Origin of the sequence: Pseudomonas knackmussii B13, assembly GCF_000689415.1 — a bacterium.
In the GTDB taxonomy this organism is placed as follows: domain Bacteria; phylum Pseudomonadota; class Gammaproteobacteria; order Pseudomonadales; family Pseudomonadaceae; genus Pseudomonas; species Pseudomonas knackmussii.
Genome location: NZ_HG322950.1, coordinates 3,907,197 through 3,926,573 on the forward strand (window position 1 = coordinate 3,907,197; position 19,377 = coordinate 3,926,573).

A 19,377-nucleotide genomic window follows, 5' to 3' on the forward strand; every position below is an offset into this window, starting at 1 on the left:
CAGGTCAGGAATCCAGAAGTTCGCGGAAATGGGTTTGCAGTTTACGGGTGATCGGTCCGACCGGCCAGGCATGCGCCTCCAGCTGTCGCACCGGCCAGATGCCGTAAAGGCTGTTGCAAAGAAAGACCTCGTCGGCACGCAGCAGTTCGGCATATTCGACGTCGCGCACGACAGTCGCGATGCCCTGCCCTGCCGCCCACTCGAGCATTTCGGCGCGCATCACGCCGGCCACACCGCAGCGGCTCAGCGCCGGCGTCAGTAGCTGACCGTCGAGGACCAGGAAAAGGTTGCTGAACACGCCCTCGACAACACGGCCACTCTGGTCACGCATCAATCCTTCCGCGCAGGCGGGATCGCTCCACTCGCTGCGAGCAAGCACCTGCTCCAGACGGTTGAGATGTTTGAGGCCGGCCAGCAGGGGCTGTTCCGCAAGGCGGGTGGCGCAGGGGAACAGACTCACACCCTGCTCGAAGTTGGCCACCGGATAAGCCGGCGCTGGGTAGCCAAGGAGAATACGGCGGACCTTGGCATCGGCCGGGGCTGCGTATCCGCGCAGGGCATCGCCACGGGTGAGCATGAGCTTGGCCACGCCCTCGCCCAGTTGAGCGCAAAACGTCAGCAGCTCCTGTTCGACCTGATCGAGCGAAAGCGGCAGATGGAGACGACGCGATCCTTCTTCCAGGCGCGCCAGATGCCGCGCCAAAAGTCGCGGTCGACCGGCTGAAACGGCGATGGTCTCGAACAGACCATCACCGTAGGCCAGTCCGCGATCGCGCACGGACAGGGCCTCGGCGGGCCGACCGTCGACCCAGGCGAGCATCAGTCGCGGAACCGGCGGAACACCAGGGAGCCGTTGGTACCGCCGAAACCGAAGGAGTTCGAAAGCACCACGTCGATGCTGCGCTCTTTGGCTACGTGCGCTACCAGGTCGAGGTCGCAGCCTTCGTCCGGGTTGTCCAGGTTGATGGTCGGCGGAGCGACGTTATCGCGAATGGCCAACACGCTGAAGATGGCCTCGACGGCACCGGCGGCGCCGAGCAGGTGGCCGGTCATCGACTTGGTCGAGCTCATCGACAGTCGATAGGCGTGATCGCCGAAGACCGACTTCACCGCCGATGCTTCGGCAATGTCGCCGGCCGGGGTGGAGGTGCCGTGGGCGTTGATGTAGTCGACCTGATCAGGATTCAGGCCGGCATCACGCAGGGCATTCTTCATGCAGCGAGCAGCACCGGCACCGTCTTCCGGCGGGGAAGTCATGTGGAAGGCGTCGCCGCTCATGCCAAAGCCAACCAGCTCGGCGTAGATACGCGCGCCGCGAGCTTTCGCGTGCTCCAGCTCTTCCAGGACGACAGCACCGGCGCCATCGGACAGCACGAAACCGTCGCGATCCTTGTCCCACGGACGACTGGCCCTGGCCGGATCGTCGTTGCGGGTGGAGAGCGCACGAGCCGCACCGAAGCCGCCCATGCCCAGGCCGCAGGCGGCCATCTCGGAACCGCCGGCAACCATCACGTCAGCTTCGCCATAGGCGATGTTGCGTGCGGCCATGCCGATATTGTGGGTGCCTGTGGTGCAGGCCGTGGTGATGGCGTAGTTGGGTCCCTGTAGACCAAGGTTGATCGACAGGAATCCGGAAACCATGTTGATGACCGAGCCGGGCACGAAGAACGGCGAAATGCGCCGCGGCCCCTGCTCGAACAGCGAGCGGCAGGTGTTCTCGATATTGGTCAGGCCGCCGATGCCGGAGCCGATGGCCACGCCAATGCGCTCGCGGTTGGCGTCGGTGACTTCCAGACCGGAGTCGCGCACCGCCTGGTAGCTGGCAGCCAGGCCGTACTGGATAAACAGGTCGAGTTTGCGGGCTTCCTTGGCGGACATGTATTGCTCGACGTCGAAGCCCTTCACCGAACCACCGAAACGGGTGGTATAGGCGGAAAGGTCCATGTGTTCGATCGGAGCGATACCACTACGCCCGGCGAGAATTCCCTGCCAGGTGCTCGGAACGTCCACGCCCAGCGGCGAGAGCATACCCAGGCCAGTGATGACGACGCGTCTGCGCGACACTGCGACTTCCTCTTGTGTATTTCACGGCATATGCGCCAGACGGCTCGCGTCGGCGGTAAAGAAAAGCCGCACGCCTTTGCAGGCGTGCGGCTTCTTCCGTCGGAAAACGGCTACTTATTGCTGGTGAGCAACGATGTAGTCGATAGCTTCCTGAACGGTGGTGATCTTTTCGGCTTGCTCGTCGGGGATTTCGGTCTCGAATTCCTCTTCCAGAGCCATCACCAGCTCAACGGTGTCAAGGGAGTCGGCGCCCAGGTCTTCGACGAAGGAAGCGCTGTTGGTGACTTCTTCTTCCTTAACGCCGAGTTGCTCAGCAACGATTTTCTTGACGCGTTCTTCGATGGTGCTCATACCTTGTTTTCACTCCTATGGACAATCCGTACAGCTGGGCTGCGGGTAAGTGTATAGAAAGGGTTTTCAGCATTTCAAGCCGAATGCCCACGCCCTTCCGCGGCTACCCAAATGTTCTGTCTATAACCCAGTTGCAGCTTTATAACGGATTTTAGACAGCCCATATGACATATCCGCGAAAGGTTACGTCACATTCAGCTCATATACATTCCGCCGTTGACCGGAATGGTCGCGCCAGTGACATAGGCCGCGCCTTCCGAGGCGAGGAATCCTACCACCTTGGCAATCTCTTCGGCCTGCCCCAGGCGACCCAGGGGAATCTGACCGAGCAGGGCCTCACGCTGCACTTCCGGCAGTTCGCGAGTCATGTCGGTGTCGATGAAACCCGGCGCGACCGCATTGACAGTGATAGCACGAGAACCCACTTCGCGCGCCAGGGCGCGAGTAAAGCCCTCTAGGCCGGCCTTCGCCGCGGCGTAGTTGGTCTGCCCGGCGTTACCCATGGCGCCGACCACCGAGCCGATGTTGATGATGCGACCCCAGCGAGCCTTGGTCATACCGCGCAGTACGGCTTTCGACAGACGGTAGAGGCTGTTGAGGTTGGTGTTGACCACATCGAACCACTCGTCGTCTTTCATCCGCATCAGCAGATTATCGCGGGTGATGCCGGCATTGTTGACCACGATCAGCGGCTGACCGAGGTGCTGCTGGATGTGCTCGAGAGTCGAAGCAACGGACTCGTCGTTGGAGACGTCCAGTACTAGACCGGCACCTTCGACACCGTTGGCCTTCAGGTATTCGGCGATTTTCTCGGCGCCCGAAGCGGTGGTGGCGGTACCGATGACGACAGCACCCAGACGACCCAGCTCCAGCGCGATGGCCTGGCCGATGCCACGGCTAGCGCCGGTGACCAGGGCAACCTTACCTTGCAAACTCATGCTTCTATCTCCTGTTCAAGCCAGAGTCGCACGAGCCGCCGCAAAGGCGTCCGCGGAGTCCAGATTGTGGGTATTCACACCCTTGGCGCAGCGCTTGTTCAGGCCCGCCAGGACTTTGCCGGGGCCGCACTCTACCAGATCAGTGACGCCCTTGGCGGCCAGCAGTTGCACAGTCTCTACCCAGCGAACCGGGCTATAGAGCTGCGCCAACAGGTCGCGCTTGAGGACGGCCAGGTCGGCAGGAACCTGTGCACTGACGTTCTGCACCAGGGCGATCTGCGGCATTTGCCAATCGATGGCCTCGACCGCTCCGGCGAAGCGTTCGGCAGCCGGGCGCATCAGCTCGCAGTGCGACGGCACGCTGACCGGCAGCGCGACGGCGCGCTTGGCACCACGAGCCTTGCAAGCCTCGATGGCGCGCTCGACCGCAGCAGCGGAACCGGCAACAACCACCTGCCCCGGAGCGTTGAAATTGACTGCACTGACCACTTCACCCTGCGCAGCTTCTGCGCAGGCTGCCAGCACATCGGCATCTTCCAGGCCGAGAATTGCAGCCATACCACCGGTACCGGCCGGAACGGCTTCCTGCATCAGCTGACCACGACGCTCCACCAGCTTCACCGCCGAAGCGAACGGCAGGCTTCCGGCAGCGACAAGTGCCGAGTACTCGCCCAGGCTATGGCCGGCAACGTAGGCCGGCAGCACGCCACCTTGACTCTGCCACAGACGCCAGAGGGCGATGGAGGCGGTGAGGATGCCAGGCTGGGTCTTGTCGGTCTGATTCAGACGCTCTTCCGGACCTTCCTGTACCAGCGCCCAGAGGTCGTAACCTAGAGCGTCGGACGCCTCGGCGAAGGTCTCGCGCACCAGCGCGTGCTGCGCGCCCAGTTCGCCGAGCATGCCGAGCGATTGCGAGCCCTGACCGGGGAAAACGAATGCGAGGGATGCGGACATTGCAACGGGTCCCTTGTGTCTGTTTCGTCGAAGAGGAAACGCCAGCAGCAGCCTGGCGCATGGAACTGACAGTTGGATGACGGCCTGTCCGGCGCGGTCACATCCAAATTGCGATTCTTCTTCAGCCCGCCGAGGCCAGCTCCGAACGGGTGGCGAAGCATAACCGCTTTCGCCGCGAAAAATCTCTATTTCCTTTACCGTCAGTCACTTAGAGAAGATCTTCAAGCCGCCCATGGAGCCGCTGCGGCAGGTTCTCGCGAATCTCTATCAGAGCTCGGCGCAAGGCACTCTTGATGCCCTCCTCGCCAGCACTGCCATGACTTTTCACCACTATGCCCTGCAGGCCAAGGAAACTCGCACCATTGTAACGGGAAGGCGTCAGCTCGCTGCGCAGACGGCGCAGCAGCGGCATGGCCACCAGGCCGATGGCCTTGGCCGACAGACTGGACGCGAACAATTCCTCCAGCCGACTGACCACCATGGCCGCCAGCCCTTCGCTGGACTTGAGCAGGATGTTGCCGACGAAACCATCGCAGACCACGACATCGGCGAGACCGCGATACAGGCCGTCGCCCTCTATATAACCGATGTAATTGATGCCGCGAGCCTGCTCCAGAAGCGTGGAGGCCAGTTTGACCTGCTGGTTGCCCTTGATGTCCTCGGTACCGACGTTGAGCAATGCGACCCTCGGCTGCGGCTTACCCAACGCCTCCGCGGCAACTGCGCCCATGACGGCAAATTGGTACAAGTGCTCGGCGCTGCAGTCGACATTCGCCCCAAGATCGAGAAGATGGCAGTACCCGCCTTGCGTCGGCACAGCCGTCACCATCGCCGGCCGATCGATTCCAGGCAGCGTCTTGAGCAGGTAGCGCGAAAGCGCCATCAATGCCCCTGTATTGCCAGCGCTGACGCAGGCGTGCGCCGTACCACCCCGAACCAGTTCGAGAGCTACGCGCATGGAAGCATCAGGTTTGCCGCGCAAGGCCTGGGATGGACGCTCGTCCATGCCAATGACTTCACTGGCGTGCTGGATATGCAGACGAGAACGATCGGACGCTGGCACACGTGCGCAGAGCTGTTCGATCAGGGGAGCCTGGCCGACAAGGACCAGTTGTAGAGCGGGATTCTCGGCCAGGAAGGAAATGCAGGCCGGAACAATGCAGTGGGGACCGTAGTCCCCACCCATTGCGTCAATCGCGATGATTGGCGCGGACAAAGATTACTCGTCGGAACCTTTGTCTACGACCTTACGGCCGCGATAGAAACCGTCCGGGGAGACGTGGTGACGCAGGTGAACTTCACCGGTGCTCTTTTCTACGGACAGGGCGTTCGCTTCGAGAGCATCGTGGGAACGACGCATGTCACGAGCGGAACGGGATTTTTTGTTCTGCTGAACAGCCATGATTGATTAACTCCTAAACGTTTGGGTCACGCTTCAACTGCGCCAGTACGCTGAACGGGTTGGGACGCTCTTCCACGTTCTCGCTCGGTTCGGGCGCTGCTGCAAAACCCGCCGGATGCTGGCATTTCTCAGGGTCATGGGCCGGAACGATGGGCAAGGCGAGCAACAGCTCATCCTCAACCAGAGGTGGCAGGTCGAGGGGTTCCTCCCCCACTTCCAGCGCATCGTACCCCTTCGGCAGCCCCTCGGCAGACTTGCCCTCCCAGAGGATGGCGAAGTCAGACTCACCGACAACCCGGAAGGTCGCCGGCTCAAGGCAACGTTGGCATACCATGCTCACCTGCGCGTCGACTTCGACATGCATGACCGACAGCTTCTGCTCGTCACGGAAGAAGGAAAACTTCGCCCGGACGTTGCCTTCGCTGCTGGTCAGCTGCTCGCATACCCGCGGCATACTGGCGAGTGGAAGCACACCTTCGAGGGTGACTTCGCGCTCTACCAATTTGCGCGGATCGACGTGAGGTGGTATCGGCCCATTCAACATAAGCGCGCCATTATAGGGATGCACCCGCCCCTGTCAAAGGAAATTAGCCATAAACCGCTGTATGGACAGCCCTTTTCGCTAGAATCGGCGCCCTCACCCAGGAGACATCCGATGCGAACACTGGTTCTCGCCTCCAGCTCGCCGTACCGCCGCGAACTGCTGCAACGCCTGCGCCTGCCCTTCGACTGCGCGAGCCCGGATATAGATGAAAGCACCCTGCCCGGCGAAAGCGCCGAACAACTGGTACGCCGACTCGCAGAAGCCAAGGCGCGCGCCCTTGCCGAACGCTTCCCGAACCACCTGATCATCGGTTCGGACCAGGCAGCCGTCCAGGGCCCGGCAATTCTAGGCAAACCCCACACACTCGAGCGCGCCGTCGAGCAACTGAAAGCCTCAAGCGGCGCCAGCGTCACCTTCCTCACAGGACTAGCCCTACTGGACAGCAATAGCGGCCGCTGCCAGGTCGACTGCGTTCCATTCAAGGTGCACTTCCGTGAACTCGACGAAGCCCGCATTCGCCGTTATCTGGAAGCAGAACAACCCTTCGACTGCGCCGGCAGCTTCAAGGCCGAAGGCCTGGGCATCAGCCTTTTCCGCAGCACCGAGGGCAGCGACAACACCAGCCTGATCGGCCTGCCGCTGATCCGCCTGGTCGACATGCTTCTTGCCGAAGGCGTGCAGATCCCCTGAAACGAAAAAGCCCGGCCAAAGCCGGGCTTTTCGCATGGGACTGTCCCGTCCTGAATAAGGTTTACACCTTCGCCCTTATTTCAGGAGAGCCCCCGATGGCAGAAGGTGTTCGTCGCAGCCAGCGTGATTACACGCTGGCTTTTAAACTGGCGGTGGTCGACCAGGTCGAAAAAGGAGAAATGAGCTACAAGGAGGCTCAGGCCCGCTATGGCATCCAGGGCCGCTCGACGGTGCTGGTGTGGTTACGCAAGCATGGCCGGCAGGACTGGAACCAGGGCGCCTCCCTTCGAAAGGCTCGGAGCCCGGATATGAATACCCCGAAATTGCCATTGACCCCGGAACAACGCATCAAGGAACTCGAGCAGCAGCTTGAGGTGATGAGCCAGAAGGCGCAGTTCTTCGAGGCCGTGGTGAATGTGCTGAAGAATGACTACGGCGTTTCGATCGTAAAAAAGCGTCCCGGCAAGTCCTCACGCAAAGGCAAGTCCAAGCGCTGAGTGTTAGCAGGGCTTGCCAGTTCATGGGCATCAGCCGCCAGGCGTACTACCAGCGCAACCGGGCGGCGGATCAGCGCAGCCAGCAGGATCGACAGATCGCCCAGTTCGTGCGGCAGGTACGGATGCGTCAGCCGCGCCTGGGAGCACGCAAGCTGCATTATCTGTTGCAGCAGCAAGCGGAAGCCGCGTTGCGAGTTGGGCGCGATCGCCTGTTCCGGGTGCTGGCCGAGCACCGCCTGCTGGTTCGACCCAAGCGGGCGTACCACAAGACCACCCACAGTTTTCACCGGTTCCATCGCCATCCCAATCTGCTCAAGCCAGGGCCGCAACAGGTCTTGCCCGATGCGCCGGAGCGCGTCTGGGTTGCCGACATCACCTATCTGCCCAGCCAGAGCGGCCCGCTGTACCTGAGCCTGGTCACCGACGCCTATTCGCGCAAGATCGTCGGCCATCACGTCCACGACAGCCTGCACGCCGAGTCGGTGGCCCATGCCTACAGCCAGGCCCTGCGGCGCCGCACGACGCAGGAACCCCTGGTGCATCACTCCGACCGAGGAATTCAGTACTGCTCGGGGCTTTACCAACGCCTGCACGCGCAGCACGGAGCAATCTGCTCGATGACCGACGGCTACGACTGTTACCAGAATGCGCTGGCTGAGCGCGTCAACGGCATCCTGAAGAACGAGTTGCTGGAGCATCCTCCCGCCGACCTCGCGCAGGCGCGCCGCATGGTGCGTGAAGCCGTCGACATCTATAACCGCGAGCGCCCTCACCTGGCCCTGAAATACAAAACGCCCGATGCGGTGCATCGGGCGTTCTGAGGTCTGGAGCATGGCCTGAGAGGTGTAAACCTATTTCAGGACTAGACAGACGGGATCAGCGCAAAGCCGGCCCCTGCCACCCCATCCACATGGCCATGCGCTCGGCGACGCTGGCGCCGATTTTCTTGGCGAAGCGGTCGAACGGCGTGTCCTGGATGGTGTAGTCGACGATGTCTTTTTCCTTGATCACTTCGCGAGCCACGTAGCTACTGCTACCCAGGCCATCGATCAGTCCCAGCTGCAGCGCCTGCTCGCCGGACCAGATGAGCCCGGAGAACAGCTCGGGATGATCCTTGTCCTTCAGACGATCACCACGCCCCTTCTTCACGCTGTCGATGAACTGTTTGTGAGTGGTATCCAGCACACCCTGCCAGAACTGGGTTTCATCCGTCTTCGGCGGCTGGAAGGGATCGAGGAAAGCCTTGTGCTCGCCGGAGGTATAGACACGCCGATCCACACCCAGCTTCTCCATGGTGCCGACGAAACCGAAGGACGCAGCCGTAACGCCGATGGAGCCAACGAGACTGGCCTTGTCCGCATAGATCTGATCAGCCGCGCTGGCGATGTAGTAGGCACCGGAAGCACCCAGATCGCTTATCACCGCATAGACCTTGATATCCGGGTGCTTATCGCGCAGCCGGTGAATCTCGTCATATATATAGCCGGACTGCACCGGACTCCCGCCCGGGCTATTGATGCGCAGGATAATGCCCTTGGTGCCAGCGTCTTCGAAGGCTGCCTTCAGCGCCCCGACGACATTGTCGGCGCTTGCAGGCTCGTCGTCGGCGATCATGCCCTTCACTTCAACCAGCGCCGTGTGGCTACCGCTGCGCGAGGCCGATTTGGACAGACCGCTAATGGGCGTGAACAGCGCCAGCGCAACGAACAGATAAAAGAGCGTCAGCAACTTGAAGAAAATACCCCAGCGCCTGGCCCGACGTTGCTCCTGCACCCCTGCCAGCACCGCCTTCTCGAGCAGCTTCCAGCTCTTGGCATCTACCGAACCGGACTCTTCGGCCTTCCACTCATCCGACATGCTTGCTCACCTCGATCCGTGGGTTCTGCACCCGGCCATCCAGCCAGGCGCGCAATTCGTTGAAATGCCCGATCTCCAGGCGCGGACCATATTGACGCAGCACCGAGATGGGCTGCGCACCGTAAGAGACCGCCACCGAATCCATGCCAGCGCGACGCGCCATCTCGAGATCGAAAGGCGCATCACCAACCATGAGCGCCCCCTGTGCAGGAACCCGGCAGTGCGCGAGGATCTCGTTGAGCATGCGCGGATCTGGCTTGCTGGCCGACTCGTCGGCAGCCCGCGTTATATCGAAGAAGCCTTCCCAACCCCGCCCCTTCAGCACGCGATCGAGACCGCGACGGCTCTTGCCGGTCGCCACCGCCAGGCGATAACCCGCTTGACGAAAATACTCCAAAGCCTCGGCCACGCCCGGGAACAGAGGCGATGGCTCGACCTCCAGCAACAGATAATGCTCGGCGTAGTCACTTCGAAAAATCGCCAGTGCCGCCTCATCGTCAACTTCCGGATAGAGCGTCTGAATCGCCTCAGGCAGCCCCAGCCCAATGATGCCTTTGATTGCCTCGTCACTGCGCCAGGACAACCCCGAACGCTCGGCGGCCACTCGCATGGACTCGACTATGCGATCGACGGAATCGACCAGCGTGCCGTCCCAATCGAAGATGAGCAGCGAGTAATCAGGCATCCAGGCGCTCCAGCGTGGCACGCCAGATGTCGTCGACCTCAGCCACCAACTCCAGGGTAGAGCCATCAGGCATCGGCACGAACAACTGCGCCGAATGCAGGAACAGACGCTTACCACCCAACCCGCGGATCTCGCGGGAAAACTCGTCGTCGCCGTATTTCGGGTCGCCAGCGATGGCATGACCGGCGTGCTTGGCGTGCACACGAATCTGATGGGTACGCCCGGTGATCGGCCGCGCCTCGACCAGAGTGGCGAAGTCACCGAAGCGGCGCAGCACCTTGAACTCGGTGAGCGCATCCTTACCCTCGACATTGACCTCGACCATGCGCTCGCCGGAACGCAAGTTACTCTTGAGCAATGGCGCGCGAACCTGCTTCTTGGCTGCAGGCCAGCTGCCACGGACCAGCGCGTGATAGCGCTTGTCCACCGCATGCTCGTTGCGCAGCGCTTCGTGCAGATGACGCAGCATGCTGCGCTTCTTGGCGATCATCAGCAGCCCGGAAGTATCGCGATCCAGGCGATGCACCAACTCAAGGTCCTTGGCATCAGGGCGCAACTGGCGGAACGCTTCGATCACGCCGTAATTGAGGCCACTGCCGCCATGCACGGCAATACCGGCCGGCTTGTTAATAACGATAAGCGCCTTGTCTTCATAAACGATGGCGGCTTCCAGGCGCTCGAGCAGACCCTGAGCCAGCGGCGCAGGCTCATCGCGCTCAGCGAGGCGCAGCGGCGGAACGCGCACGATGTCGCCAGCCTGCAGCTTGTACTCGGGCTTTATGCGCCCCTTGTTAACCCGCACCTCGCCTTTGCGAAGAATGCGGTAGATCAGGGTCTTGGGTACGCCTTTGAGCTGGGTGCGTAGGAAATTATCGATGCGTTGGCCGGCATATTCCGGCGCGACTTCCAGAAGCTGAACGCCGGAAGTCGGAGAGGGAGGAGTCGTCATGGCGGCAATAATAGCAATTTTTCATTCAATTGAAGCACTTAATCATTGCTGCTATATTCGGGAAGCCGCCAAAAGTGGCCTGGCCTGCGGATGCTGACGAAAGCCTTATCCCCACCGCCTGCAAACACATTGAACGGACATGAGGCAGTCCTGCGAAGCGTTGCCATGAGGGAACCGCGATTTCCTCCACAACGATTCGGAACCCAAGCCTTCGGAAATGACGCACAGCTGCTTCGGTAGCCGTGAAAAAGCCAACCCGCTCCCGGATTCTGCGAGCGGCACCCGCTTCTTAAGGGAAACGTGCAGGGTGGAGATGCACAACTGTCGGATCGCGTAGTGGCTTAGAGCACTGATCCAAAGACGCACGTTCTCGTCCGCCTCCGACTGTTGATTCCTCCTCCTGTTGATTGCTTGTTCGAACATGACAAGCAGGAGACGTAGTCGCGACTCGGCCCGCTTAACGCCGATTGTCGCTGGACACGGGAATGGCTTGCCGTTCCTGAGTACGCGCCTGAGCACCGACCATGAGAGTCGTGGGTGCCGATTGCCGTTTCCGGCAGCCCCGGAAACCATTGGTACTACATGAAAAGAATGCTGATCAACGCAACTCAACCCGAAGAGTTGCGTGTAGCGCTGGTAGACGGCCAGCGCCTGTTCGACCTGGACATCGAGTCCGGCGCGCGCGAACAGAAAAAGGCCAACATCTATAAAGGCCGCATCACCCGCGTCGAACCGAGCCTCGAGGCCGCCTTCGTCGACTTCGGCGCCGAGCGCCACGGCTTCCTGCCGCTCAAGGAAATCTCCCGCGAGTACTTCAAGAAGAACCCCGAAGGGCGCATCAACATCAAGGATGTGCTGAGCGAGGGCCAGGAAGTCATCGTCCAGGTCGAGAAAGAAGAGCGCGGCAACAAGGGCGCGGCCCTGACCACCTTCATCAGCCTGGCCGGCCGCTACCTCGTCCTGATGCCGAACAACCCCCGTGCCGGCGGCATTTCCCGTCGCATCGAGGGCGAAGAGCGCAACGAACTGCGTGAAGCGCTGAACGGCCTGAACGCACCGGGCGACATGGGCCTGATCGTCCGCACCGCGGGCCTGGGCCGCAGCTCCGAAGAGCTGCAATGGGACCTGGACTACCTGCTGCAACTGTGGGGCGCCATCAAGGAAGCCTCCGGCGAGCGCGGCGCGCCTTTCCTGATCTACCAGGAAAGCAACGTCATCATCCGCGCCATCCGCGACTACCTGCGCCAGGACATCGGCGAAGTGCTGATCGACAGCATCGACGCCCAGGAAGAAGCACTGAACTTCATCCGCCAGGTAATGCCGCAGTACGCCAGCAAGGTGAAGCTCTATCAGGACAGCGTTCCGCTGTTCAATCGCTTCCAGATCGAAAGCCAGATCGAAACTGCCTTCCAGCGCGAAGTGAAGCTGCCGTCGGGCGGCTCCATCGTCATCGACCCGACCGAAGCCCTGGTGTCCATCGACATCAACTCGGCGCGCGCCACCAAAGGCGGCGACATCGAAGAAACCGCGCTGCAGACCAACCTGGAAGCGGCCGAAGAGATCGCCCGCCAGCTGCGTCTGCGTGACATCGGCGGCCTGATCGTCATCGACTTCATCGACATGACCCCGGCGAAGAACCAGCGCGCCGTCGAAGAACGCGTTCGCGAAGCCCTCGAGGCCGACCGTGCGCGCGTCCAGGTCGGCCGCATCTCGCGCTTCGGCCTGCTGGAAATGTCCCGTCAGCGCCTGCGTCCGTCCCTCGGCGAGACCAGCGGCATCGTCTGCCCGCGCTGCAACGGCCAAGGCATCATCCGTGACGTCGAGTCCCTGTCGCTGGCCATCCTGCGCCTGATCGAAGAGGAAGCCCTGAAGGACCGCACCGCGGAAGTCCGCGCTCGCGTTCCGTTCCAGGTCGCCGCCTTCCTGCTCAACGAGAAGCGCAACGCCATCACCAAGATCGAGCTGCGCACCCGCGCGCGCATCTTCATCCTCCCGGACGACCATCTGGAAACTCCGCACTTCGAAGTGCAGCGTCTGCGTGACGACAGCCCCGAGCTGGCCGCCGGCCACTCCAGCTACGAAATGGCCCACGTCGAGCACGAGGAAGTCCAACCGGTCAGCTCCACCCGCACCCTGGTTCGTCAGGAAGCCGCGGTGAAGACCGTTGCTCCGCAGACCCCGGTCCCGCAGCAAGTCGAAGCCGCGCAGCCGGTTGCCGAACCCGCCAAGCCGATGCCCGAGCCGAGCCTGTTCCAGGGCCTGGTGAAGTCGCTGGTCAGCCTGTTCGCCGGCAAGCAGGAAGAGCCCAAGGTTGCCGCCACTCCGGAGAAGCCGGCTGCTGAGCGCAGCAACCAGGAAGAACGTCGCAACGGTCGCCAGCAGAACCGTCGTCGCGACGGTGGCCGCCGCGATGAAGAACGCAAACCGCGCGAAGAGCGTGGCGAGCGCCGTCGTGACGAGCGCGGTGAGCGCCCGGGCCGCGAAGAGCGCGCCGAACGTCAACCGCGTGAAGAGCGTCAGCCCCGTGAAGAACGCGCCGAGCGACAACCGCGTGAAGAGCGTCAGCCGCGTGAAGAGCGCGCCGAACGTCAACCGCGCGAAGACCGTCAGCCCCGCGAAGAACGCGCCGAGCGTCAACCGCGTGAAGAGCGTCAGCCCCGCGAAGAGCGCGCCGAACGTCAACCGCGCGAAGACCGCCAGCCCCGCGAAGAGCGTGCCGAGCGTCAACCGCGCGAAGACCGCCAGCCGCGTGAAGAGCGCGCCGAGCGTCAGCCCCGTGAAGAGCGTCAACCCCGCGAAGAGCGTGGCGAGCGTCCGCCACGTGAAGACCGCCAGGCCCGCGATGCCGCCAGCCTGGAGGCCGAAGAGCTGCCGAACGAGGAACTGCTGGACCAGCAGGATGACCAGGAAGGTGGCGATGACGAGCGTCCGCGCCGTCGTTCCCGTGGCCAGCGCCGCCGCAGCAACCGCCGCGAGCGTCAGCGTGAAGCCGGTGCCGATGGCATGGAAGCCGGTGAGCAGCAGGAAGGCGGCGAAGCCCCGTCCGCTCCTGCCCTGACCGCTGCCGGTGTCGCAGCCGTTGCCGTGGTTGCCGAGCAGGTTGTTGAAGCAGCCACCTCGCACGCCACCGAGACCGCCACCAGCGAAGCCACCACTGAAGTCGCGGCCGTCAGCGAAGCTCACGTGGAAAGCACCGTCGAGCAGGTGGCCGAGTCCAGCCAGCCGAGCGAAGCTGCACCGATCAGCGACGAAGTTGCCGTGACCGAGCCGGTCGCCGAAGCAACGGTTGTCGAAGCTCCGGCCGTCGCCGCCGAAGTCGAGGCCCCCGCCACTCCGGAGCCTGCACAAGCCGAAGCCGCTGTTGCCGCCAACGCCACGGGCCGTGCGCTGAACGACCCGCGCGAGCGTCGTCGCCTGCAGCGTGAAGCCGAGCGCCTGGCTCGCGAAGCCGCCGAGGCCGCTGCTGCCGCTCCTGCGGTAGTCGAAGCTCCTGCTGCAACCGAGGAAAGCGCGGTTGCGGTAGAAGCCGCTGCCGAAGAAAGCGTGCTGGAAGTGGTCAGCGAAGCCGTTGAGGCTCCGACTGAAGCCCCGGCCGCCGAAGCGGCACAAGCCAGCGAAGGCGAGCAGGCCGAGCAAGCGCTCGAGCAGCACGCCCATCATGAAGCCGTGGAAAAGCACCACAGCTGATTGGCTGAGCGATGAAAAAGGGGATGCCTAGGCATCCCCTTTTTCATGTCCGGACTTTTTTACCCCCAGACCAACTCCGCTTCGCGAGCAAGCTTGCCCCCAAAGAACTGCGGACAACAAAAAAGGCGCTGCCATTGGCGAGCGCCTTTCCTCGGGATCGAAGCCCTCAGTAGAGATTCGGCTCCATCTCCAGCTCGACACCGAAGCGCTGGCGGATATCCGCGCGGATCCGCTCGGCCAGAGCGTGAATCTCACTACCGGTAGCACCGCCGTAGTTCACCAGCACCAGCGCCTGCTGCGCGTGCACACCAGCTGCGCCTAAGCGGAAGCCTTTCCAGCCAGCCTTGTCGATCAGCCAGCCGGCGGCCAGCTTCACCTGACCATCGGCCTGTGGGTAGGCAACCAGATCGGAATGCTCACTGCGCAGGCGCTCGGCCAAGGCAGCAGGCACCAACGGATTCTTGAAGAAACTGCCGGCATTACCAAGCACGGCCGGATCCGGAAGCTTCTCGCGGCGGATAGCACAGATCACTCGCGCCACGTCCGCCGGAGTCGGCTCAGCTACGCCCTCTTCCGCCAAGCGCTGACGCACCGGGCCGTAATCCAGGTGCAGCGCAGCGTTGTGCGACAGATTGAACCGCACGCGCAGGATCACCCAACGCCCCGGCTCGCGCTTGAACAGGCTGTCGCGGTAGGCGAAGGCACAGTCGGCCAAGCCGAACTCGCGCACCTCACCGTTTTGTCGATCCAGCGCTACCAGGCTATCGAACACGTCCTTCAGCTCGACGCCATAGGCTCCGATGTTCTGCATGGGCGCGGCACCGACGGTGCCCGGGATCAGACTGAGGTTTTCCAGGCCACCGAGCCCCTGAGCCAGGCTCCAGCGCACCAGCTCATCCCAGACCTCCCCCGCTTCGGCCTCGATGCGCACCCGCTCGCCGTCATCGGCGAGAACTCGAATGCCGCGACTGGCCATGCGCAGCACCAGAGCCTCGATGTCGCCAGTCAGCAGCAGGTTGCTACCGCCACCGATCACCAGCAGCGGCAGGCCACGCTCGGCCGACAAGGCGATGCCCTGGCGCACCTCGTCGTCATTGCGCGCCTCGGCGAACAGACGGGCACGCACTTCGACGCCGAAGGTGTTGAAGGGCTTGAGGGAAACTTCGTTTTGCAGAACCAGGCTCACAGACGCCCCTTCACTTCCAGCAGCAAGGCGTCGCAAGCGCGCTCGATCAGGTCCAGCACCTGCTCGAAACCGGCCTCGCCGCCGTAATAGGGATCGGGCACCTCGTCCAGCTCGCCGGCATAGCGGCGCAGGAACAGGTCCAGCTCAGCTGCGCCCGCACCCTGCCCCAGGCGCTTGAGTTCGGCCAGGTTGGCCAGGTCCATCGCCAGGATCAGGTCGAATTCGCCGAAGTCCGCCTTGCACACCTGACGGGCGCGCAGGGCAGAGAGATCGTAGCCCCGACGCAACGCAGCGACGCGGGTACGTGCATCCGGCGCCTTGCCTACGTGCCAGTCACCGGTGCCGGCGGAATCGACGGTAACCAACGATTCCAGCCCGGCCTCGCGCAACTTGTAGCGAAATACGCCCTCGGCGGTAGGCGAGCGGCAGATGTTGCCTAGGCAGACGAACAGGACGCGCATCAGGCCCCCAGGATGCGCCTTACGCGCTCCAGGTCCTCGGCGGTATCCACGCCGGCTTGCGGCGCTTCCAGAGCATCGGCGACATGGATACGCACGCCGTGGTGGAGCGCACGCAGCTGCTCGAGACGCTCGGTGTTTTCCAGCCAGCACGGGCCCCAGGCGACGAAATCGCGGAGGAAGCGCGCACGATAGGCGTAGATGCCGATGTGCCTGCGATAAGGAATGCCTTCCGGCAGGGTTTCGCGGTCGATAGCGAAGGCATCGCGCGCCCAGGGCAGCGGTGCACGACTGAAGGTCAGCGCCAGGCCGTCGAGGTCACTGACAACCTTGACCACGTTGGGATTGAACAGCGAGCCCACCTCATGGATCGGCTCGGCGAGGGTGGCGATCCCCGCCTCCGGGTGCGCCGCGAGATTGGCCGCCACCTGGTCGATGATCGACGGCGGAATAAGGGGTTCATCACCCTGCACGTTGACCACGATGGCGTCGTCCGCCAGCCCCAGGGCATCGGCGACTTCAGCCAGGCGGTCGGTGCCCGATTCGTGGTCGGCGCGGGTGAGCAGCGCCTCGGCGCCGAAAGCCTGGCAGGCTTCGAGGATGCGCGCGTCGTCGGTGGCTACAACTACGCGTGTCGCAGCGCTCTTGCTCGCTTGCTCCCAGACGTGCTGGACCATGGGCTTGCCGGCGATATCCTGCAGCGGCTTGCCGGGCAGGCGGGTGGACGCGAAGCGGGCCGGAATGACGACAGTGAAGGCATGGCTCATCGAATGATCTCGGCTCGCGGTCACTTGTCGAGGCGTTCGTCGACGTTCAGGGTGCGGGCCTCGCCCTCGAGCATCACCGGAATGCCGTCACGCACCGGATAGGCCAGGCCATCGGCCTTGCAGATCAGTTCGGACTTGTCGTCGGTGAGCTTCAGCGGCCCCTTGCACAGCGGGCAGGCGAGGATGTCGAGGAGTTTCGGGTCCATGGCGGGAATCCTTGGGAAAGCAATGGGGGCAGCGCTGCTGCCCATCAGCGCGCGATCAGACGCTCGAGGCGGGCGTCGAACCAGGCGACGAAGGCCGGGGAAGGCTGCGCGTCGACCGCGAGGTACCACCAGTCGGCGGCGGCGAAGGCCCGGCATTTCACCGCGTCCTTCTCGGTCATCAGCAGCGGCAGTGCCGGGCTGAAATTCAGTTGCTCGGCGCTGTAGGCCGCGTGGTCCGGGAAGGCATGCGGAACAGGCCGCAAGTGTAGCGCCTCGAGCGTCGCGAAGAAACGCTGCGGATTGCCGATGCCGGCCAGCGCGTGGACCTGTTGATCCTGAGCAAAATGCTCGAGTCCGACGGCCTCGTTGCTGCGCAGATTGACCAGCGCGCTTGGCTGCAGGACGAACGAGAAGGCACCGGCGGGATCACTGCTGGCGCCGTTGTAGAGCACCGCATCCACCTCATCGAGGCGCTCGGCAGGTTCGCGCAGCGGGCCGGCCGGCAGACAGCGGCGATTACCCAGGCCGCGGGCAGCATCGATGAGCACCAGCTCCAGATCGCGCTGCAGGCGGTAGTGCTGCATGCCGTCATCGCAGAGGATCAGGTCGAGCTCTTCCTCCGCCAGCAGGGCGCGCACTGCTGCCGGGCGATCAGGGTCGATCATCAGCGGTACGCCGCAGCGCTGCACGATCATCAGCGGCTCATCGCCCGCCTCGCTGGCGGACTGCTCGGCGCGCACGCGCCAGGGCAGGCTTGGAGGCTTGGCGCCATAGCCGCGACTGACCACGCCGACCTTCAAGCCGCGGGCACGGCAGTGCTCGATCAACCAGAGGATCATCGGTGTCTTGCCGGTGCCGCCTACGGTGATGTTGCCGACCACTATGACCGGCACAGGCGCACGATAGGACTCGCTGCGCCCTTCGAGATAGGCATCACGCTTGCGCTGCGCGACGCGCCGGTAGAGAGCTTCGAGTGGACGCAGCAGGCCGAGCGCCGGGTGCCCTTGGTACCAGGCCTGCAGCAGGCGATCGGAAAACGCCATCAGGGTTTGGCCGAGCCTTGCGCCTCGACGGTGGTGATGCGCAGGTGGCTGAGGCCCAGCTTGCCGGCGGCGTCCATCGCGGTAACCACCGACTGGTGGGTGGTCTTGCCATCGGCGGTGATCACCAGTGGCAGGTTGACGTCGCCGCCGGCTTCCTTCTGCAGGGCTGCCATCAGCGTTTCGAGATCGTTCTTGACCAGGTTCTGCCCGTTCAAGGCGTAGTGCCCGCTGGCATCGATGGCCAGTTCCAGCTGCTTGGTCTCGGTGGCTTCCGGCGGCGTGCCGCTGACCGCCTCGGGCAGCTCGACCTTTAGCTGGGTCGGCCGGCTGAAGGTGGTGGTGACCACGAAGAACAGCAGCAGGACGAAGATCACGTCGATCAGCGACGCCAGGTTGATGAACACATCGTCGCGGGCGGCGCTGCGGTTTCTACGCCGGAATTTCACGCTTTGCCATCCTCGGACAGATCGACTTCGCGATCACCCTGGACCATCTCCACCAGCTTGATGGCGTCCTGCTCCATGGCCACCACCAATTCGTCGACTCGGCGCAGCAGGTAGCGATGGAAGAACACTGCGGGGATGGCCACGATCAGGCCGGAAGCGGTGGTGACCAGGGCCTTGGAGATACCGCCGGCGAGCACCGGCGCGTTGGCCATGCCCTCGCCCATGAAGGCGCTGAATATCTGGATCATGCCGAACACGGTGCCGAGCAGGCCAAGCAACGGGGCCATGGCGGCGATGGTGCCGAGGGCGTTGAGGTAGCGCTCCAGCTCGTGGATCACCCGCCCGGCGGACTCCTCGATGCACTCCTTCATGATCTCGCGGCCATGCTTGGAGTTGACCAGGCCGGCGGCGAGGACCTCGCCCAGCGGCGAATTGGCCTTGAGTTCCTTCAAGGCCTGGCTGTTCATCTTCTTGTCCTTGATCTGCTTCCACACCTGGCCCAGCAGTTGGGGCGGCGCGACGCGACTGCGGCGCAGGGTCCAGAGTCGTTCGGCGACGATGGCGGTGGCGGCGATGGAACTCAGAATGATCGGCAGCATCATCCAGCCGCCAGCTTGAACCAGTTCCCACACAGTGGCGAATCCCCTGAAAAA

At 63.1% G+C, this 19,377-nt stretch carries 21 protein-coding genes; 3 read left to right on the forward strand and 18 right to left on the reverse strand.

The features are described from left to right. Positions 1–4 precede the first annotated feature (4 nt). The 8 genes from pabC to PKB_RS18450 form a co-directional block, all read right to left on the reverse strand. Positions 5–820, reverse strand: a complete 816-nt coding sequence (gene pabC / locus PKB_RS18415) for an aminodeoxychorismate lyase (protein ID WP_043253442.1) — start codon at positions 818–820, stop codon at positions 5–7. Beyond that, positions 820–2,064, reverse strand: coding sequence for a beta-ketoacyl-ACP synthase II (gene fabF / locus PKB_RS18420; protein ID WP_043253443.1), 1,245 nt, complete (start codon positions 2,062–2,064; stop codon positions 820–822). Before fabF ends, pabC begins: the two co-directional genes overlap by 1 nt. Before the next feature lie 114 nt (positions 2,065–2,178). Then, complete coding sequence (gene acpP / locus PKB_RS18425) at positions 2,179–2,415, reverse strand: acyl carrier protein (protein ID WP_007160597.1); 237 nt, start codon at positions 2,413–2,415, stop codon at positions 2,179–2,181. Between the two features lie 194 nt (positions 2,416–2,609). Further along, positions 2,610–3,353 (reverse strand): 3-oxoacyl-ACP reductase FabG, encoded by a 744-nt coding sequence (gene fabG / locus PKB_RS18430; protein WP_043253444.1) that lies wholly within the window; start codon positions 3,351–3,353, stop codon positions 2,610–2,612. 15 nt (positions 3,354–3,368) lie between these two features. Next, a complete protein-coding gene (gene fabD / locus PKB_RS18435) occupies positions 3,369–4,307 on the reverse strand; it encodes an ACP S-malonyltransferase (RefSeq protein WP_043253445.1) in 939 nt (312 codons plus the stop codon). 208 nt (positions 4,308–4,515) lie between these two features. Next, a complete protein-coding gene (gene plsX / locus PKB_RS18440; protein WP_084166672.1) occupies positions 4,516–5,523 on the reverse strand; it encodes a phosphate acyltransferase PlsX in 1,008 nt (335 codons plus the stop codon). 3 nt (positions 5,524–5,526) lie between these two features. Further along, entirely contained in the window at positions 5,527–5,709 is a 183-nt protein-coding gene (rpmF, locus tag PKB_RS18445; RefSeq protein WP_037006032.1) for a 50S ribosomal protein L32, read from the reverse strand. Positions 5,710–5,722: 13 nt separating this feature from the next. Beyond that, the gene (locus PKB_RS18450) at positions 5,723–6,253 is read right to left on the reverse strand and encodes a YceD family protein (protein ID WP_043253446.1); all 531 of its coding nucleotides are present in this window, start codon (positions 6,251–6,253) and stop codon (positions 5,723–5,725) included. A 111-nt stretch (positions 6,254–6,364) separates the two neighbouring features. Between PKB_RS18450 and PKB_RS18455 the strand changes: the two genes are divergently transcribed. Both PKB_RS18455 and PKB_RS29235 read left to right on the forward strand, forming a co-directional pair. Beyond that, positions 6,365–6,943 (forward strand): Maf family protein, encoded by a 579-nt coding sequence (locus PKB_RS18455; protein ID WP_043253447.1) that lies wholly within the window; start codon positions 6,365–6,367, stop codon positions 6,941–6,943. A 95-nt stretch (positions 6,944–7,038) separates the two neighbouring features. Next, positions 7,039–8,261 (forward strand): IS3 family transposase gene (locus tag PKB_RS29235; RefSeq protein ID WP_156958003.1). Its coding sequence is split into 2 segments (ribosomal slippage): positions 7,039–7,390 and positions 7,390–8,261, totalling 1,224 coding nucleotides; the frame shifts between segments, so codons are not numbered across the junction. 55 nt (positions 8,262–8,316) lie between these two features. Here PKB_RS29235 and sppA read toward each other — a convergent pair. Genes sppA through rluC form a run of 3 tightly spaced genes read right to left on the reverse strand, consistent with a single transcriptional unit; the run spans position 8,317 to position 10,931 of the window. Next, positions 8,317–9,297 (reverse strand): signal peptide peptidase SppA, encoded by a 981-nt coding sequence (gene sppA / locus PKB_RS18470; RefSeq protein ID WP_043253448.1) that lies wholly within the window; start codon positions 9,295–9,297, stop codon positions 8,317–8,319. Then, on the reverse strand, positions 9,287–9,982 hold the full coding sequence (locus tag PKB_RS18475; RefSeq protein WP_043253449.1) for an HAD-IA family hydrolase: 696 nt from the start codon (positions 9,980–9,982) through the stop codon (positions 9,287–9,289). The genes sppA and PKB_RS18475 overlap by 11 nt, the downstream gene beginning before the upstream one ends. Beyond that, the gene (gene rluC / locus PKB_RS18480; protein ID WP_043253450.1) at positions 9,975–10,931 is read right to left on the reverse strand and encodes a 23S rRNA pseudouridine(955/2504/2580) synthase RluC; all 957 of its coding nucleotides are present in this window, start codon (positions 10,929–10,931) and stop codon (positions 9,975–9,977) included. The genes PKB_RS18475 and rluC overlap by 8 nt, the downstream gene beginning before the upstream one ends. Before the next feature lie 582 nt (positions 10,932–11,513). Here rluC and rne point away from each other — a divergent pair. Then, entirely contained in the window at positions 11,514–14,618 is a 3,105-nt protein-coding gene (rne, locus tag PKB_RS18485) for a ribonuclease E (RefSeq protein ID WP_052355320.1), read from the forward strand. A gap of 166 nt (positions 14,619–14,784) precedes the next feature. Here rne and murB read toward each other — a convergent pair whose 3' ends face one another. Genes murB through PKB_RS18520 form a run of 7 tightly spaced genes read right to left on the reverse strand, consistent with a single transcriptional unit; the run spans position 14,785 to position 19,356 of the window. Next, a complete protein-coding gene (gene murB, locus PKB_RS18490; protein ID WP_043253452.1) occupies positions 14,785–15,804 on the reverse strand; it encodes a UDP-N-acetylmuramate dehydrogenase in 1,020 nt (339 codons plus the stop codon). Then, positions 15,801–16,265 carry a low molecular weight protein-tyrosine-phosphatase gene (locus tag PKB_RS18495; protein ID WP_043253453.1) on the reverse strand — a complete coding sequence of 155 codons (465 nt, stop codon included), beginning with the start codon at positions 16,263–16,265 and terminating at the stop codon, positions 15,801–15,803. Before PKB_RS18495 ends, murB begins: the two co-directional genes overlap by 4 nt. Beyond that, positions 16,265–17,029, reverse strand: coding sequence for a 3-deoxy-manno-octulosonate cytidylyltransferase (gene kdsB / locus PKB_RS18500; protein ID WP_043253454.1), 765 nt, complete (start codon positions 17,027–17,029; stop codon positions 16,265–16,267). Before kdsB ends, PKB_RS18495 begins: the two co-directional genes overlap by 1 nt. Before the next feature lie 20 nt (positions 17,030–17,049). Further along, entirely contained in the window at positions 17,050–17,235 is a 186-nt protein-coding gene (locus PKB_RS18505; RefSeq protein ID WP_009621404.1) for a Trm112 family protein, read from the reverse strand. 44 nt (positions 17,236–17,279) lie between these two features. Further along, a complete protein-coding gene (lpxK, locus tag PKB_RS18510) occupies positions 17,280–18,278 on the reverse strand; it encodes a tetraacyldisaccharide 4'-kinase (RefSeq protein WP_043253455.1) in 999 nt (332 codons plus the stop codon). Beyond that, on the reverse strand, positions 18,278–18,724 hold the full coding sequence (locus PKB_RS18515; protein ID WP_043253456.1) for an ExbD/TolR family protein: 447 nt from the start codon (positions 18,722–18,724) through the stop codon (positions 18,278–18,280). Before PKB_RS18515 ends, lpxK begins: the two co-directional genes overlap by 1 nt. Further along, positions 18,721–19,356 (reverse strand): MotA/TolQ/ExbB proton channel family protein, encoded by a 636-nt coding sequence (locus PKB_RS18520; RefSeq protein WP_043253457.1) that lies wholly within the window; start codon positions 19,354–19,356, stop codon positions 18,721–18,723. Before PKB_RS18520 ends, PKB_RS18515 begins: the two co-directional genes overlap by 4 nt. Between the last annotated feature and the right edge of the window lie 21 nt (positions 19,357–19,377).

Bases quoted from the DNA above. Each gene is read 5' to 3' on its own strand.
- rne (WP_052355320.1), top strand. From the start codon at position 11,514: ATGAAAAGAATGCTGATCAACGCAACTCAACCCGAAGAGTTGCGTGTA.
- PKB_RS18450 (WP_043253446.1), bottom strand. From the start codon at position 6,253: ATGTTGAATGGGCCGATACCACCTCACGTCGATCCGCGCAAATTGGTA.
- PKB_RS18495 (WP_043253453.1), bottom strand. From the start codon at position 16,265: ATGCGCGTCCTGTTCGTCTGCCTAGGCAACATCTGCCGCTCGCCTACC.
- PKB_RS18475 (WP_043253449.1), bottom strand. From the start codon at position 9,982: ATGCCTGATTACTCGCTGCTCATCTTCGATTGGGACGGCACGCTGGTC.
- kdsB (WP_043253454.1), bottom strand. From the start codon at position 17,029: ATGAGCCATGCCTTCACTGTCGTCATTCCGGCCCGCTTCGCGTCCACC.
- pabC (WP_043253442.1), bottom strand. From the start codon at position 820: ATGCTCGCCTGGGTCGACGGTCGGCCCGCCGAGGCCCTGTCCGTGCGC.
- fabG (WP_043253444.1), bottom strand. From the start codon at position 3,353: ATGAGTTTGCAAGGTAAGGTTGCCCTGGTCACCGGCGCTAGCCGTGGC.
- rpmF (WP_037006032.1), bottom strand. From the start codon at position 5,709: ATGGCTGTTCAGCAGAACAAAAAATCCCGTTCCGCTCGTGACATGCGT.
- rluC (WP_043253450.1), bottom strand. From the start codon at position 10,931: ATGACGACTCCTCCCTCTCCGACTTCCGGCGTTCAGCTTCTGGAAGTC.
- acpP (WP_007160597.1), bottom strand. From the start codon at position 2,415: ATGAGCACCATCGAAGAACGCGTCAAGAAAATCGTTGCTGAGCAACTC.
- PKB_RS18455 (WP_043253447.1), top strand. From the start codon at position 6,365: ATGCGAACACTGGTTCTCGCCTCCAGCTCGCCGTACCGCCGCGAACTG.
- lpxK (WP_043253455.1), bottom strand. From the start codon at position 18,278: ATGGCGTTTTCCGATCGCCTGCTGCAGGCCTGGTACCAAGGGCACCCG.
- sppA (WP_043253448.1), bottom strand. From the start codon at position 9,297: ATGTCGGATGAGTGGAAGGCCGAAGAGTCCGGTTCGGTAGATGCCAAG.
- fabD (WP_043253445.1), bottom strand. From the start codon at position 4,307: ATGTCCGCATCCCTCGCATTCGTTTTCCCCGGTCAGGGCTCGCAATCG.
- PKB_RS18505 (WP_009621404.1), bottom strand. From the start codon at position 17,235: ATGGACCCGAAACTCCTCGACATCCTCGCCTGCCCGCTGTGCAAGGGG.